This is a genomic window from Pararhizobium sp. LjRoot255 (genome assembly GCF_964252905.1).
GTDB lineage: Bacteria > Pseudomonadota > Alphaproteobacteria > Rhizobiales > Rhizobiaceae > Pararhizobium.
Genome location: NZ_CAXUPQ020000003.1, coordinates 119,197 through 133,819 on the forward strand (window position 1 = coordinate 119,197; position 14,623 = coordinate 133,819).

Annotated in this window: 14 protein-coding genes and 1 pseudogene; 7 read left to right on the forward strand and 8 right to left on the reverse strand. The window is 59.2% G+C overall.

Going from position 1 to position 14,623, the window contains the following annotated elements; genetic code table 11:
* Positions 1–32: 32 nt before the first annotated feature.
* Together ACSQ2W_RS26280 and ACSQ2W_RS26285 are read left to right on the forward strand one after the other, a co-directional pair.
* Positions 33–968, forward strand: a complete 936-nt coding sequence (locus ACSQ2W_RS26280; protein WP_436089104.1) for an ArdC family protein — start codon at positions 33–35, stop codon at positions 966–968.
* 802 nt (positions 969–1,770) lie between these two features.
* Positions 1,771–2,079, forward strand: coding sequence for a DUF736 domain-containing protein (locus tag ACSQ2W_RS26285; protein WP_436089105.1), 309 nt, complete (start codon positions 1,771–1,773; stop codon positions 2,077–2,079).
* Positions 2,080–2,125: 46 nt separating this feature from the next.
* Here the strand turns inward: ACSQ2W_RS26285 and ACSQ2W_RS26290 are convergent, their stop codons facing one another.
* The 6 genes from ACSQ2W_RS26290 to traC all read right to left on the reverse strand — a co-directional run bounded on the left by ACSQ2W_RS26290 (position 2,126) and on the right by traC (position 5,725).
* Complete coding sequence (locus ACSQ2W_RS26290; protein WP_436089106.1) at positions 2,126–2,404, reverse strand: HU family DNA-binding protein; 279 nt, start codon at positions 2,402–2,404, stop codon at positions 2,126–2,128.
* 39 nt (positions 2,405–2,443) lie between these two features.
* Positions 2,444–2,755 carry a WGR domain-containing protein gene (locus ACSQ2W_RS26295; protein WP_436089107.1) on the reverse strand — a complete coding sequence of 104 codons (312 nt, stop codon included), beginning with the start codon at positions 2,753–2,755 and terminating at the stop codon, positions 2,444–2,446.
* A gap of 88 nt (positions 2,756–2,843) precedes the next feature.
* Positions 2,844–3,260 (reverse strand): thermonuclease family protein, encoded by a 417-nt coding sequence (locus ACSQ2W_RS26300; RefSeq protein WP_436089141.1) that lies wholly within the window; start codon positions 3,258–3,260, stop codon positions 2,844–2,846.
* A gap of 36 nt (positions 3,261–3,296) precedes the next feature.
* On the reverse strand, positions 3,297–5,258 hold the full coding sequence (gene traG, locus ACSQ2W_RS26305) for a Ti-type conjugative transfer system protein TraG (protein WP_436089108.1): 1,962 nt from the start codon (positions 5,256–5,258) through the stop codon (positions 3,297–3,299).
* Complete coding sequence (gene traD, locus ACSQ2W_RS26310; protein ID WP_436089109.1) at positions 5,245–5,460, reverse strand: type IV conjugative transfer system coupling protein TraD; 216 nt, start codon at positions 5,458–5,460, stop codon at positions 5,245–5,247. Before traD ends, traG begins: the two co-directional genes overlap by 14 nt.
* Positions 5,461–5,464: 4 nt before the next feature.
* A complete protein-coding gene (traC, locus tag ACSQ2W_RS26315; protein ID WP_436089110.1) occupies positions 5,465–5,725 on the reverse strand; it encodes a conjugal transfer protein TraC in 261 nt (86 codons plus the stop codon).
* 251 nt (positions 5,726–5,976) lie between these two features.
* On the opposite strand from traC, the gene traA reads away from it, so the two are divergent.
* From traA to ACSQ2W_RS26335, 4 genes are read left to right on the forward strand one after another with little or no spacing between them, the layout of a single operon-like run.
* Positions 5,977–9,303, forward strand: a complete 3,327-nt coding sequence (traA, locus tag ACSQ2W_RS26320) for a Ti-type conjugative transfer relaxase TraA (RefSeq protein ID WP_436089111.1) — start codon at positions 5,977–5,979, stop codon at positions 9,301–9,303.
* On the forward strand, positions 9,300–9,866 hold the full coding sequence (traF, locus tag ACSQ2W_RS26325) for a conjugative transfer signal peptidase TraF (RefSeq protein WP_436089112.1): 567 nt from the start codon (positions 9,300–9,302) through the stop codon (positions 9,864–9,866). Before traA ends, traF begins: the two co-directional genes overlap by 4 nt.
* Complete coding sequence (locus ACSQ2W_RS26330) at positions 9,856–11,019, forward strand: conjugal transfer protein TraB (protein WP_436089113.1); 1,164 nt, start codon at positions 9,856–9,858, stop codon at positions 11,017–11,019. The genes traF and ACSQ2W_RS26330 overlap by 11 nt, the downstream gene beginning before the upstream one ends.
* A gap of 16 nt (positions 11,020–11,035) precedes the next feature.
* Positions 11,036–11,653 (forward strand): TraH family protein, encoded by a 618-nt coding sequence (locus tag ACSQ2W_RS26335; RefSeq protein WP_436089114.1) that lies wholly within the window; start codon positions 11,036–11,038, stop codon positions 11,651–11,653.
* A gap of 103 nt (positions 11,654–11,756) precedes the next feature.
* Here the strand turns inward: ACSQ2W_RS26335 and ACSQ2W_RS26340 are convergent.
* Positions 11,757–12,625: pseudogene (locus tag ACSQ2W_RS26340) on the reverse strand (nucleotidyl transferase AbiEii/AbiGii toxin family protein).
* Positions 12,618–13,235: a type IV toxin-antitoxin system AbiEi family antitoxin domain-containing protein gene (locus tag ACSQ2W_RS26345; RefSeq protein ID WP_436089142.1), complete on the reverse strand. Its 618-nt coding sequence runs from the start codon at positions 13,233–13,235 to the stop codon at positions 12,618–12,620. Before ACSQ2W_RS26345 ends, ACSQ2W_RS26340 begins: the two are co-directional and overlap by 8 nt.
* 430 nt (positions 13,236–13,665) lie before the next feature.
* Between ACSQ2W_RS26345 and ACSQ2W_RS26350 the strand changes: the two genes are divergently transcribed.
* Positions 13,666–14,556 (forward strand): winged helix-turn-helix transcriptional regulator, encoded by an 891-nt coding sequence (locus ACSQ2W_RS26350; protein ID WP_436089115.1) that lies wholly within the window; start codon positions 13,666–13,668, stop codon positions 14,554–14,556.
* Positions 14,557–14,623: the final 67 nt, after the last annotated feature.

Genomic DNA, 14,623 nt, shown 5'->3' on the forward strand with positions numbered 1-14,623 from the left:
ATGGGCGCGGCCTTGGAATCAAGGAGAAGAAGATGAGACAGGAAAACAGGAAGAACGCTCAGGAAACGCGCGTCGATATCTACGCTAAAATCACCGACCGCATTGTGGCCTCGCTGGAGGAGGGCGTCCGCCCCTGGGTGCAGCCCTGGAACACGGGCCATCTTGAAGGTCGCATCAGCCGGCCGTTGCGGCACAACGGCGAGCCCTATTCCGGCATCAATGTTCTGTTGCTCTGGTCAGAAACGGTCTCGCGCGGGTTTCGGGAGCCGACATGGATGACGTTCCGCCAGGCAGCCGAACTCGGCGCCCATGTTCGCAAAGGCGAAACCGGCTCGACGGTCGTCTATGCGAACCGGGTCAGGAAGACGGAAACGGAAGAAAATGGCAACGAGGTCGAACGCGATATTTCGTTCCTGAAAGCCTACACGGTGTTCAATGTCGAACAGATCGATGATCTGCCCAACGAATATCGGCCGTTTCCGCCGGAAGCCCACCGGACGCGCTTGAATCGTATCGCGACAGCCGATGCGTTCTTCGCAGCGACGGGAGCCGTGATCCGCCATGGTGGTGACAAAGCCTTCTATGCCCCGGGTGCTGATCTGATCCAGATGCCACCGATAGAAACCTTCCGTGATGTGGAGTCCTATTACGCGACCCTTGCGCATGAGGAAATCCACTGGGTTGGAGCCAAGCATCGCCTCGACCGCGACCTCGCGCAATACGCGAAGGACAAGTCTGAGCGTGCGCGCGAAGAGCTGATTGCCGAACTCGGCGCCGTTTTCCTGTGCGCCGATCTCGGCATCGTGCCGGTGATGGAGCCGCGACCGGATCACGCGAGTTATATCTCGTCCTGGCTCGGAGTTTTGAAAGACGAAAAACGGTTCATCTTTACTGCGGCGGCGCATGCGCATAGGGCAGTTGCCTATCTTCATGATCTGCAGCCGACGGCGCAACAACGGGCAGCTTGAGCCCGTAACGGGCCATGGGTGCCGGCGTTTGCCGGCATCCCTGTCAATGCAACGTAACGGTCACCCGCACGGATTTTCCTCTCAAGATGAGGGGCTGTTGAGCGGGACCTATCCTGCCGAACCACCACCCGATTGCAGGGAAGCTTTGAGGCGATCTGTGGGAGTTCTGATATGTTGCTCATCCTGGTTGAGACCGCCATTGTGATCCACCAAGACCCCATGCCACAGAGCCCGCCTTGACTGTTCGAAGCCACAGGGAACTGACCGCTTATCTTCGAACTGGGACAGCTGAAAGATCAACGTGAGCTGCGGTGCGTCCATGTTGAGATGATGCGGCCATCGAGACGAAACCACTAAAGCCGAGAGGCAATTCGACAACACGGCGAGCAACGGCTCTGTCCCGGCCCACAGGTCCGTCGCACCGAGCGATCAAAGCCTTCATCGGTCGGGCGTGCTGCCGTGCGGGCCGCTAGGCCCTCCAACGATCACCGCCAGAGGATGCCATTGGCTGTATTCTTGTCCGTCTGTCAGCTGGCTCGCCCACTGCGGTCTCGATGGGGCATGTCTGACCGAAGATCGCCAAGCTGACGCTCGGCTCGGTCGGCATCCGCAACGGCCGGTTCGTTTTCTTCCCCTGTGCGCTGCGCGCCCATTCCTCGCGATGGCCAAGAAAGCCTCTCCTACGGCCGTCCTCCACTCACGTTTTGGCCTTTCAGGTGCAGGCCGATCGTCCCCGGTCTGGTCGACAGCCATCGAGGCCGCGATGGGCGCGGCCCGAACAACTTAAAAAGGGAATACGACAATGGCAACCATCGGCTCTTTCACCGCTTCCGGCACCGGCTTCAACGGCACCATCAAGACCCTCAACCTCAACGTCAAGGCAACCATCCGCGCCGTCGAGCGCGCCACCGAAAAGGCCCCTGACTTCCGCATCCTGGCCGGCAACGTCGAGTTCGGCGCGGCCTGGAAGAAGACCTCGAACGAAGGCCGCGACTATCTCTCGGTCAAGCTCGACGACCCGAGCTTCCCGGCCCCGATCTACGCAACCCTGCTCGAGGTCGAAGGCGAGGAAGGTCTCTCCCTCATCTGGTCCCGGCCGAACCGGGACTGACCGTAAGGAGAGCCTCGCCGAAAGGCGGGGCTCTCCCCTCGAGGGATCACTTGTTCAATGCATCCTTGAGCGCCTTGGCAGGGACAAAGGTCAGTTTCTTCGAAGCCGCGACTGTCATCTTTTCGCCGGTGGACGGGTTACGGCCTTCGCGTTCGGGCGACGCCTTGACCTTGAATTTTCCGAAGCCGGGGATGGACGTTTCAGCGTCGGAGCCCGCAGCATCGGCGATCGCCTTGAAGACGGCCTCGACGATGCCCTTAGCCTGGACTTTCGTCAGGCTGTTGTCGGCTGCAATCTTGTCGGCAATTTCATTGGTTGTGGTCATAGAATTCCCTCTCATCATTTTAGGAAGAGGGAATCCCTGTCAGCTTGCGAGGGCTTTGTCATTGACGCGCTGCGATGACGAATGCCGTATTTTGCGCATTTCCACAGCTGGTTTTGTTCTATAGCCTCGTTTTCGCTTTTCTCGGAGAAGTTCGAGGAACAAACCGATGGCGTGCTTCTCTTCATTGAAGACATGGACCTTCTGCTGGCCGTGTGTTCCGATCCTTCCCCACCTGCGCACCAGGGACACTTCTCCAAACAATGTCGGCTGGACGGCGAGCGCATAGAACCGCGCCATATTCTTCTCTGGCTCGATGCGCTCGACATAGAGGTGGTAGGGCTGAACGATCATCGACGCAGAATCGCGCTTTCAGATCCCGGCGTCCAATGAGAGTTTTGAATCGAACCGACAGCATCGATTCATGTTTGTGATGGAGGCATCATTCGCACCAGCTCCGCCGCGCTCCGTCCCACCGCCGTGCAAGACCCTCCGCGACGAGCAGGTCGCCAAACGACATTCCTTCCCGGTAGACATTTCTAAGCTTGCGTCCATAGCGATCCTTCTCTCGTACCCCAGATGCCAGTGAGAACGATCCCTCGTTAAGCAGATTGAGGAGACGTTGCTTTGCCGCAAGCCCGAGCTCTCGTTCGCGCTTGCATCTCGGCGGGCTCAATTCCGGAGTATCAATGTCGGCGATCCTGATTTTTTCGCCCTGGAACCAAAACGTATCTCCGTCGACAACGCAGTTGATCCGCGGCCCATTTCTGCAAATCGAGAATGAGCCAGAAGCGCCGTTCGGTTGTTTGGCAAAGAGCGTCGGTGTGGGATTTAGGCACCCAGCAAACACGGATATCATGGTGATGACGGATCGAATTCTTAAATGCATTTTCTCTCAATTCTCGCTCTGCCCGACTGTTTTGCCAGGCACCGCCGTGTCTCTCGTCGTTTTGTGAAACCGGTTTTCAACTACGGAAGCGATCATTTCTTTTCGTCTGAACCAGATCGCTCGCCCACATCGGAGCGGTGGATGACCAGCGATGAAGACGATCTGTTCGTCCGTGCGCATGCGCAGCACCTCATGCGGCTGAATGAGCGGTCTCGCCGACAGCTGCTTGGAACGGGATCGTGACGATCCTGACGTCTTCGAGCTTCTGGATATTTGATCGACCTCGACGGTCGTCATGCCGCATCTCTTCGAAATGTGATCGGCAGTCTCCGGGTCGTTGACCGCTGCGAACGAGATCCAGGACGCGCTTTCGAACCATTTCGATGTGGCGTCTCGGCCGCCGTACGCTTCACGCATCTGGCCGATTGATTGATAGAGCATGGTCAGCGTGATCCCGTACTTTCGGCCGGCATCGCGGGCGGTCTCGAGAATACGCAGATAACCGAGCCTTGCGACCTCGTCCAGCAGGAACAGCGCGCGTCCGCTGATGTCGCCGTTCCGATTGTAGATCGCGTTTAGGAAAGAGCCGATAATGACCCGCGCGATCCCGGCGTGATTTTCCAACGTCTTCAAATCCAGATTGATAAAGACATCGACAATGCCGTCCGCCAGTTCGTCGGTGTTGAAGCTGGAACCGGACACCAGTGCGGCGTAGTTCGGGTAGGACAACCAGTGTGTTTCTTTTGCTGCGTTGGCATAGACGCCTGAGAATGTCTCCGGCGTCATGTTGATGAATGGCGCGACGTTTTCCTTCACGAATATCGATTTCGACCCATCGTAAATATCTTGTAGTCGGGCGCGGAGCTTCGGCTCAGGTTCGGAAAGATTGGCGCGAACCTGACGCAGGGTTTGGTGCTCTGCTTCCGTGTTTCCCGACAAGCAGACATCGGCGATGATGGCAGTCAGAAGCTGAAGTGACGAAGCGCGGAAAAAGTCATCCCGCACGGCGTTCTGGCGCGGGCTGTCGCTGACGATCCATGATGCCACCGCTGCGATATCTTCTTCCTTCGTTCCACCAAATCGTCCGATCCAATCAAGAGCGTTGAAACCGACGTTCGGCGACTTGGGATCGAGGACATGAACCTCGCGTCCGGCACTCATGCGATGTTTCATCACCATTGGAGCCACCTCGTTAGATGGATCTAGCGCGACAAGGGTGCCGCCCCATTTCAGCGCCGTCGGGATCGTGACCGACGTCGTCTTGTAGCCGCCCGATCCGGCGAACACCATGCCATGTGACGAGCCGAACGAACCGTTGAAGCAGAGTAAAGGCGCCCGTCCTCCAGCACCCCAGGTTGTTGTGTCGTCGCCCCGGAAGGCGACCGTCGAAACACTGTCCCTATCGACCCTGTAAGCCTCTCCCACGACGATGCCACCCGTTGCTGGAAAGAGGCGTGCGGCACCGGCTGACGTCATCCAATCGGCGTCGCCATGAACAGCGCGCTCCCCTTTGATGCGTTTCGGTGTTGCCGATGCAAAGGCGGCATTGCCTTTCAGGGCGACCCGTATTCCAAATAGACCAGACAGCGCGGCGATTGTCGTTCCAACGAATGTGGCCGGATCGAGATACCTCCAAACCGATTCAGCTGGTGCAACGTGTTCTAAGAGTACTGAAAGGCGGACGACCTCGCGGGCGATTGCAATCGTGACGACCATCCCGGTCCCTGTCACAACGCCAAGCGCGACTGTGCGGATAGCGACGGCGCCCGCAGCGGCAAACAGGAAGATGACGGCAGCAGCACCAGCGGCGACATAGGGCAGGCCAATCCCAACTCTGCCAAGAAATAGCCTCGCAGCCGCAGTTTTTCCGAAGTCGGCGATCCAGGCCTCATGGCCGGTCAGTGCGACACAGATGCCAACAGTCGATATGATCGGCGCTAGAAACAATACTGCTCTAAACGGGGTCATTGCCGAACGCCTCCGCGCCAATCGCCATCAGCCTCCGCCGCTCAGACTGGTCACCTTTTATACGGCTTCCCGCATCAATCAGCAGGCCGAGCAGGAGAGCGCGCTTCTCGTAGCGTAGACCGGCTTTCACGATGAGGCCGCCAAGTTCGATTTTCTCCCGAGTGTCCTTTTTACGGGCGTCGGCTATCGATGCACGGACCATGCGCTCAGCCCTCGCCACTTTGGCCCGAAGACCCACCAGCCGAGACCGGCGCCATCGACTTCGGTTTCTGAAACGCACCCTTACGAAATCGCGCGGCGAGTTCTTCGAACGCGGTGTGAAGCTCGCTCTCTTCGATCTCCATGTCGCCAAGGCCAGTCTTCAAGGCGATGCGGCCGATCCTTTCGGCGTCCCGCGATTCAGCTTGCTTCAATTGTTCCTGAAGTCTGGTGATTTCTTCCCTGATTTTCGACGAAGGCTTCTTCATTCCAGATGATCCTTTTTTGGTCTTTTCGCGATGCGACGGACCAGGACTCTCCCGGATGGGACCTGAATTCTACTGGTAGAAATGCCAGTTGGCGAAGCCAACGGTTCTGGAGATGATCCCGCCGTTCCGAAGGAGCGGATCCAAGGGCGCAATTATACGTCGCAGGCGCGACGTCTTGCTTTGCGGCCCGGCAGGCCCGCCGCTCCCGACGAACCTTTTGATATCGTTCGCAACCGGGAGAGAACTTCGCCGTGGCCGCCCCTCACTTCTCCGTCAGCGTCGTCGCCCGTGGCTCCGGCCGCAGCGCCGTCCTGTCGGCGGCCTACCGGCACTGCGCTAAGATGGACTTTGAGCGGGAAGCCCGGACGATCGACTACACGCGAAAGCAGGGGCTCCTGCATGAGGAGTTCGCGATCCCTGCCGACGCGCCGGAATGGGTGCGCAGCATGATTGCCGATCGCTCGGTCGCCGGCGCATCCGAGGCCTTCTGGAACAAAGTGGAAGGCTTCGAGAAGCGATCCGACGCGCAGCTCGCCAAGGACGTCACCATAGCCCTGCCGCTCGAGCTGACGGCCGAGCAGAACATCGCGCTCATGCGCGACTTTGTGGAGCAGCTCATCACCGCGAAGGGCATGGTCGCGGACTGGGTCTATCACGACGCCCCAGGCAATCCGCATGTGCATCTGATGACGACATTGCGGCCGCTCACCGAAGATGGGTTCGGCTCAAAGAAGGTCGCGGTTCTCGCCCCGGACGGCAAGCCGATCCGCAATGACGCCGGCAAGATCGTCTATCAGCTGTGGGCCGGTAGCACTGAGGATTTCAATGCGTTTCGCGACGGCTGGTTTGCCTGCCAGAACAAACATCTGGTGCTTGCCGGCCTCGATATCCGCATCGATGGCCGTTCCTTCGAAAAGCAGGGTATCGACCTCGAGCCAACCATTCACCTCGGCGTCGGCGCCAAAGCCATCGAGCGCAAGGCCGAGCAATCCGACCACAAGTCGGAGACCTCTACTCCCAAACTCGAACGCATTGAGCTTCAGGAGGAGCGCCGCAGCGAGAACGCCCGCCGGATCCGGCGCCGTCCGGAGATTGTGCTCGACCTGATCACGCGGGAGAGGAGCGTCTTCCACGAACGCGATGTTGCGAAGGTGTTGTATCGCTATATCGACGATGTCGCTCTGTTCCAGAGTCTGATGGTCCGCATTCTGCAGAGTCCGGAAGCGCTCCGGCTCGAACGCGAGCGGATCAACTTTGCGACAGGTATTCGGACACCCGCGAAGTACACCACGCGGGAGATGATCCGCCTTGAAGCCGAGATGGCCAATCGCGCGATCTGGCTCTCCGGTCGCGCCTCCCATGGTGTCCGTGAGGCGGTGCTGCAGGCGACCTTTGCGCGCCATTCCCGTCTGTCGGATGAGCAGCGAACGGCAATCGAGCATGTCGCCGGGGCCACGCGGATTGCCGCTGTCATCGGCCGCGCCGGCGCCGGCAAGACGACGATGATGAAGGCTGCGCGCGAGGCGTGGGAAACGGCCGGCTATCGTGTCGTCGGCGGTGCGCTTGCCGGCAAAGCGGCCGAGGGTCTTGAGAAGGAAGCGGGCATTCCATCGCGCACGCTGTCGTCTTGGGAGCTTCGCTGGAACCAGGGCCGCAACCAGATCGACGACAAGACGGTCTTCGTGCTGGACGAGGCCGGCATGGTCTCGTCGCGGCAGATGGCGCTGTTCGTCGAAGCCGTCACCAGGACGGGAGCGAAACTGGTTCTGGTCGGCGATCCCGAACAGCTCCAGCCGATCGAAGCGGGAGCCGCCTTCCGGGCGATTGCCGCTCGGATCGGCTATGCCGAACTCGAAACCATCTATCGCCAACGCGAACAATGGATGCGGGACGCTTCACTCGATCTGGCGCGGGGCAACGTCGGCAAAGCGGTCGATGCCTATCGTGCCCATGGGCACCTCAGGGGGCTGGACCTCAAGGCGCAGGCGGTCGAAAGCCTCATTGCCGATTGGAACCATGACTACCACTCTTCGAAGACCAGCCTGATCCTCACACACCTTCGCCGCGATGTTCGGATGTTGAACGAGATGGCCCGCGCCAAGCTTGTTGAGCGCGGCACCGTCGCTGACGGGTTTGCGTTCAAGACAGAGGATGGAACCCGCATGTTCGCGACCGGCGACCAGATTGTGTTCCTCAAGAACGAGGGCAGCCTTGGCGTCAAGAACGGCATGCTGGCAAAGGTGCTTGAGGCTGCACCCGGCCGGATCGTCGCTGAGATCGGCGAAGGGGAACATCGTCGCCAGGCCACGATCGAGCAGCTCTTCTACAACAACCTCGATCACGGCTATGCGACGACGATCCATAAGAGCCAAGGCGCGACCGTCGACCGGGTGAAGGTGCTTGCTTCCCTCTCGTTGGACCGTCATCTCACCTATGTCGCCATGACCCGCCACCGCGAGAATGTCGCCGTCTACTACGGTCGCCGCTCCTTCGCGAAATCCGGCGGTCTCATCCCAATCCTGTCGCGCCGCAACGCAAAGGAGACGACGCTCGATTACGAGAAGAGCTCTCTCTATCGGCAGGCCTTGCACTTTGCCGAGGCGCGAGGCCTGCACCTCATGAACGTCGCCCGCACGATCGCGCACGATCGCCTCCAATGGGCCGTCCGGCAGAAACAAAAACTCGCCGGTCTCGGCGCCCGTCTTGCCGCCATCGGCGCAGCGCTCGGACTGGTTCGCGGCAGCAACAAGCAATCCACCTCGAACACGATCAAGGAGGCCAAGCCCATGGTATCAGGTATCACCACCTTCCCGAAATCGCTCGATCAGGTTGTCGAGGACAAGCTCGCCGCCGACCTCGGCCTGAAGAAGCAATGGGAGGACGTCTCGACGCGCTTCCATCTCGTCTACGCCCAGCCGGAAGCGGCCTTCAAGGCGATCAATGTCGATGCGATGCTGAAGGGCCAGTCGGTCGCACAATCCACCCTCGCGAGGATTGCCGTCGCCCCCGAAAGCTTCGGCGCCCTCAAGGGCAGGGCCGGTCTTCTCGCTAGCCGTGCCGACAAGCAGGATCGGGAAAAAGCGGTCGCCAATGTGCCGGCGCTTGCCCGAAATCTTGAACGCTACCTTCGTGAGCGGGCCGAGGCCGAATTCAAACATGAGACGGAGGAGCGCGCGGTCCGGCTCAAGGTTTCGGTCGACATCCCGGCGCTCTCTCCAGCCGCCAAGCAAACGCTTGAACGCGTGCGCGATGCGATTGATCGCAACGATCTTCCGGCTGGCCTCGAATATGCGCTGGCCGACAAGATGGTGAAGGCCGAACTCGAAGGTTTCGCCAAGGCTGTGTCCGAGCGCTTCGGAGAACGGACTTTCTTGCCGCTCGCCGCAAAAGACACCAGCGGCAAGACCTTCGAGACCGTGACATCGGGCATGACGGCCGGACAAATGGCTGAGATCCAAAACGCGTGGAATTCCATGCGGACGGTTCAGCAACTTGGCTCTCATGAACGAACGACCGAGGCGCTCAAACAGGTTGAGACATTGCGGCAAACTAGAAGCCAGGGGCTGTCGCTGAAATGACAGCCGGGGCCGCAACCCACCGGTCGATGACTACGCAGCAACGACGAGCCATTGTGGTTCTGTCGATGACGATGGTGGCCGCCATCCTGCTGGTGGTGACTGCCTTCATCGGTGGATACCGCCTCAATCTGACCCCGAGCGAGCCGCTCGGCCTATGGCGCATTGTTCCGCTTCATCGACCGGCGGCTGTCAACGACCTGGTGTTCATCTGCCCCCCGGAAACGGCGGAGATGCGGGTGGCGAGAGCCCGTGGCTATCTTCGTTCCGGTTCCTGCCCAGGCGGTGTCGCGCCGCTGATCAAGACCGTAATCGCCGTCGCAGGACAGCATGTGGAAATCGGCGCCAGCGTAAACGTGGACGGCCGGGAAGTTTCCTCTTCCAGGCTGGCGCAACGAGATGGAAAGGGACGGCCGTTGGCGCCGTTTATGAGCGGAGTCGTACCGCCAGGATATGTCTTCCTGCATTCCTCATTCCCCGGCTCTTACGATTCCCGATACTTCGGTCCGCTGCCCGCTTCCGGCATTCTCGGTCGGGCGCAAGAGGTGTTCACCTTTGTGCTGTGATTACCTTCGGCCGGCGCTGCTGATATTCGCTTCGATTGCGATCGGCGTGGTGGGCTGGAACGGTTATGTATTGCTCCTTCCTGTCGCACTGGGGTTTCCCGTTCTGTGGTCGATGTCGCGAACGAGATTGGTGGCGGCGCTTGTCTCCGCCAGCTACTTCCTGGCCGCGTCGAGTGGTCTGCCACAGGGCGTTGCAGCCTTCTATTCGTCCGATATCTGGCCGGGCCTCCTGCTCTGGCTGGGTGCGTCTATGAGTTTCGTTGCCGTGCATTCCGTGCTCTGGACGAACAGCCCGAACGATCGTCCGTTTCGCCATCTCCTCGCGACCGTCATCATGGCCATCCCACCGTTCGGCATCACGGGCTGGGCGCATCCTCTCACGGCGGCGGGTGTTCTGTTCCCCGGATGGGGATGGTGGGGACTTGGCTTCATGACAGCCGGCATTGCGGGCCTCGTAACCCGCATTTGGCCAGCTGTCGCCATCGCCTTGACAGGCCTTTGGCTGTGGTCCGCCGCAATCTGGACCGACCCGAAACTACCGGAAGGCTGGCAGGGCGTCGATCTGAGGATGGGGGCTTCGCTTGGCCGGGACACTGGTCTTCAACGCCAGCGTGACTTGATAGCAACGGTGCGGAATGCGGCCAGCGATGGCGCCCGCTCCGTGGTGCTGCCGGAAAGTGCGCTTGGCTTCTGGACACCGACCGTGGAGCGGCTTTGGACCGGTGTATTCAGCGATGGCAATCCTATGGTTATCGCCGGCGCCGCACTGGTCGATGCAGGAGGCTACGACAATGTCCTCGTGGTGATCGACGGGAAGGGTGAACACGTCCTCTACCGTGAACGCATGCCGGTTCCCGGTTCGATGTGGCAGCCATGGCGATCCTGGTTCGGGGCGAGTGGCGGCGCCCGGGCGGATTTCTTCGCAAACCCGGTCGTCTCCATTGGTGCCAGACGCGCGGCACCGCTGATCTGCTACGAGCAATTGATCGTTTGGCCGGTCCTTCAGTCCATGCTGCACGATCCGGATTTCATAATTGCCGTCGGAAACGGATGGTGGACCGAAGGGACATCAATCGTTGCTATCCAGCGAGCCGCTACCACGGCGTGGTCAAAGCTCTTCGCAAAGCCGCTTGTTGTTGCCTTCAACACCTGAGTGCTCAGGAGACACCATGATCGACGCAGCCCTGATAAAAGAATGCGCAGACCCTTCTCTCAAGCCCGCGATCGTCGAGCAGTTCGTGATGGCAGCGGGCTCGGCTGATCCGCTCGCCGTCACCGTCAAATCAGGCGGCCGATTGATCCTCGTTCCGAAAGCGGCATCGGCCGAGGAGGCGATGGCGATGGTACGGCAATATGCTGGTCGGGCGGTCGTTCGCGTTGGGCTGACGCAGTTCCCCGCTGGCGTGGGAGTCAAGGAACCGACGGATCTGAAACCCGAGCTTATCGATGCCTGCGAAAACCTTCGCAAAGGCACGGCGATATTCGCCAAGGTCCTCAGGATCGTCGCGAAATGGTATGGCAACCCCACGAGCAAAGACGTCTTCCCGCAGATTTTCGAGGATGCGGTTTACGCATGGAAGACCGGTGAGTTCGAGGGCGTGAGCGTGTTTCAGGCGGAGGATCCGGGCATACCCGTCGAAGCGCCGCAGCAAAGCGATGAGGCGCGTCCCGCCGAGGAAGTGGATGGCGAGGAAGCGACGCCGATAGACGTACAGCCTGAGACGGTGAAGGATGTTGGGCGCGCGGGGATACGGATCGACCTTTCCCGCATTGATGGCCAGCAATAGCGTTGAGTTCATCTTGCATTCGCGCGGCATGTTCCGGCCAAGCCAAAATTTAGGGCGAGTCCAAGGCATGAAATTAGTGTGAGGCAGATTGCTACCAAAACGCTCATTGGCCCAGCCTCCCAGCTGCAACCGCGTGCGGCATCAGGAATGTGGCAATTTCCGCGATGACGTCTGTCAGATCGCCAGGATTGTGTGCAACGCCTTCAACGAAAGCGCGCCATTGCCGCTGCTTTTGCTGGTCCATGGCAAAGGCGTCCGTTAGGGCGTCGGTAGGTCGGTGGGGATCGATGTCTCGCGGCGCTCGAAGGTAGCGGCGATTGCGCGCGCCAGCCGATCATCGCTGAAGTCAAAAGACCTGCTGAGGATCCAGATGTCGTAGAAATCCTTCATGCGGCTGTTTACTCGCCCTAGCATCACCATTGCCTGGAACTTCTCGGCAATGACCGTTTCCCGCGCATAGGCCCGCAGCCGCGGCATCGGAAAATCGAGCATAGAAGGATAATCCAGGACCTCCAGCCCAGGTTCAAGCGCATCGCCAAACCCGATGTCGATCGTCAGGTTGATCCGGGCTCCGCTGATCGAAGCGATCACCCGCAGCCTGAGCCCACCATATTCCAATGCCTCACGAATGCGATCCACATGCAGCGTATCGGAGTCGAACGTGACGCCATCGTCGGCTTCTTGCGCCAGAATTTCCCGAAATGTCTTAAGCATCGGGTCCGGACTCGGATCACCAAAACCCAAAAGATCGAGGTCGCGCGTGCCTCGGTGCGGATCGTCGAACCAACTCATCATCAACATCGCCCCTTTTAGAACGAAGCGACCGGCTTGGGGCGACTGGCTCAGCCGGAACAATAGCCGTTCAAGAGCGAAGCGCGTCAGAACCAGATCGAAGTTTTGCCCGCTTGCCTTGGCGAGTTGCAACAGGCGGGCGCGAACAGAGGCGCCGACGTTTTTCATTTCCTTAGCCATTCGCGGTCAGCGCCTCGAGATACGGCCGGATCACCGTGCCGACGCCACCGCGCTCGGCCTGGTGAGCGATTTCACCAGGAGTAGTCCTTCGTTGCCGTAGTGCCTCCTGTAGCCCTTCTATCGCTATCGAAAGGCCGATCTTGTTGCGATAGCGAAAGCAATCAGCAATTGTCTTGGCTATTCCAAAGACCTTCACGGGAACGCCTTCAATCACATGGGTTTCGACGCTTTCGTTGAGGAGGCTTTCCGTGAAACGCACGATGCGGATAGCGGGGCCGTCCGGTTTCGGGGCCCAGTCCTTACGGCCTATGGCAAGCCAGATTTGTCTCGGAAGCTGATCCGTCAGGCGGTGGAATGCCAAGGCCGAAATGAGGCAGATAACGGCTTTCGGAGCGCGTTTGGCAACCTCTGCCATACTGTGGTTGACATCAAGCTCTGCATCGGGAAGTTGATAGAGACCGCGGGCAAGCCGCAGCACGTCGCCATCCCGTTCCATTCGGCTCATGGTGGCCCCCGTCACACCTGCATTACGCAGTTCCGTCAAACGTGCTATTCCGCGCTCAGTTAGCACGGCCCGGGCGATTTGGCGTTGAGTGACGGAACTGGGCATTGATATAAAAGCTCGGAGAATGTGACTTATTGTCCTAGGATTTGTATCACATTCCCTAAAGTCGAGAAAGCCCTCGCTTCGTGAATTCTTCACCACGAATAGTTGCGTCGATTGGATGACTGTCATCTCACGGGAACCAGCAGCCGTCCTCGGGTTCTATGCGTATTTCGGAAGAACGGGACAGTCGTTTCACTAAATCGCGGACAGTGGTTTCACTAATTCGGCGATATGCCGATTGGACACCAGTTAACGGGTGATGTCGCTTTCATTGTTAGACTGGGTACCTTATATATAGCTCGAAAACTTGATCAACAGCTGAGTGTGAACCTTGGATACACTGAAGAAGGTCCAGCCAAGTGACGTCGCGGCGGGGGAATCCGAGCAGGCGCGGCGCCCTCTATTGCAGCGACGGTCCTCCGTCCGGCGTACAATGGAGATTGTTCTTGATACCTGGAACTTCCTCATCCTTCGCGAAGCCTATTTTGGGGTGCGCCGGTTTGACAAGTTCCAGCAAAGGCTGGGGATTCCCCGCCAGACGTTGTCATCACGTTTGTCAGCTCTCGTTGCAAATGAGATCCTAAGTCTGGGGAAGAGGCCTAATGAGCCTGGTCAGCAATACTTCTTGACAGCACGAGGAAAGGATTTGTTCCCGACGATGCTGTCGTTGATGGAGTTTGGCGACAAATGGCTCTGCGGCGGCAAGGAGCCTCCCCTGCAGCTTATACACAAGAGTTGCGGTTGCGAGTGCCACCCAGTGACGGTGTGCTGCGAATGCTTGGAGCCTTTTAGTGCCCGTGAGGTCGCTCCTCGCGACGGTCCGGGAGCAGGATATGTTCCGGTGGAATCTCGCCCGACATCCAGACGCAGTTCTGATTCCACCCTTCTAGAACGGGTGAGGCCTTGTTCGGTCGCCAGAACCCTCGGCATCATCGGAGACCGATGGAGCTTTCTGGTCCTGCGAGAAGGCTGGTATGGTGTCAGACGGTTCGAGGAGATGCGGGAGAACCTTGGCATCGCGACGAACATCTTGGCCGATCGCCTCGCACGCCTCGTTCAGGCAGAAGTGTATCGCAAGGTTCCCTATAACTCCGGAGAACGGTTTGAATATCGCTTCACTGAGATGGGGCTTGAACTTTACAAGCCAATGCTGGTGATGATGGCTTGGGGTGATCGGTGGCTTGCCGATGGCAAGCCACCGATGCGACTTCGTCATAAGCGGTGCGGGCAGGATTTTTCGGCAATCGTCGTTTGCTCAGAGTGTAAGAGGGCGATCGCGGCAAAGGATACCGACTACATTCTTCGATATCCGTTCGCTCTCTGATACGGCCCTGCGTTTGAGGAATTCCAACGGTTGAAAGCATCCGGGATCCGCGGCACGGTCAAAGTCG

What these genes read in the sequence shown, in the direction of transcription:
- ACSQ2W_RS26280 (WP_436089104.1), top strand. Translation starts at nt 33, where the DNA reads ATGAGACAGGAAAACAGGAAGAACGCTCAGGAAACGCGCGTCGATATC.
- ACSQ2W_RS26285 (WP_436089105.1), top strand. Translation starts at nt 1,771, where the DNA reads ATGGCAACCATCGGCTCTTTCACCGCTTCCGGCACCGGCTTCAACGGC.
- ACSQ2W_RS26290 (WP_436089106.1), bottom strand. Translation starts at nt 2,404, where the DNA reads ATGACCACAACCAATGAAATTGCCGACAAGATTGCAGCCGACAACAGC.
- ACSQ2W_RS26295 (WP_436089107.1), bottom strand. Translation starts at nt 2,755, where the DNA reads ATGATCGTTCAGCCCTACCACCTCTATGTCGAGCGCATCGAGCCAGAG.
- ACSQ2W_RS26300 (WP_436089141.1), bottom strand. Translation starts at nt 3,260, where the DNA reads ATGATATCCGTGTTTGCTGGGTGCCTAAATCCCACACCGACGCTCTTT.
- traG (WP_436089108.1), bottom strand. Translation starts at nt 5,258, where the DNA reads ATGACCCCGTTTAGAGCAGTATTGTTTCTAGCGCCGATCATATCGACT.
- traD (WP_436089109.1), bottom strand. Translation starts at nt 5,460, where the DNA reads ATGGTCCGTGCATCGATAGCCGACGCCCGTAAAAAGGACACTCGGGAG.
- traC (WP_436089110.1), bottom strand. Translation starts at nt 5,725, where the DNA reads ATGAAGAAGCCTTCGTCGAAAATCAGGGAAGAAATCACCAGACTTCAG.
- traF (WP_436089112.1), top strand. Translation starts at nt 9,300, where the DNA reads ATGACAGCCGGGGCCGCAACCCACCGGTCGATGACTACGCAGCAACGA.
- ACSQ2W_RS26335 (WP_436089114.1), top strand. Translation starts at nt 11,036, where the DNA reads ATGATCGACGCAGCCCTGATAAAAGAATGCGCAGACCCTTCTCTCAAG.
- ACSQ2W_RS26345 (WP_436089142.1), bottom strand. Translation starts at nt 13,235, where the DNA reads ATGCCCAGTTCCGTCACTCAACGCCAAATCGCCCGGGCCGTGCTAACT.
- ACSQ2W_RS26350 (WP_436089115.1), top strand. Translation starts at nt 13,666, where the DNA reads ATGGAGATTGTTCTTGATACCTGGAACTTCCTCATCCTTCGCGAAGCC.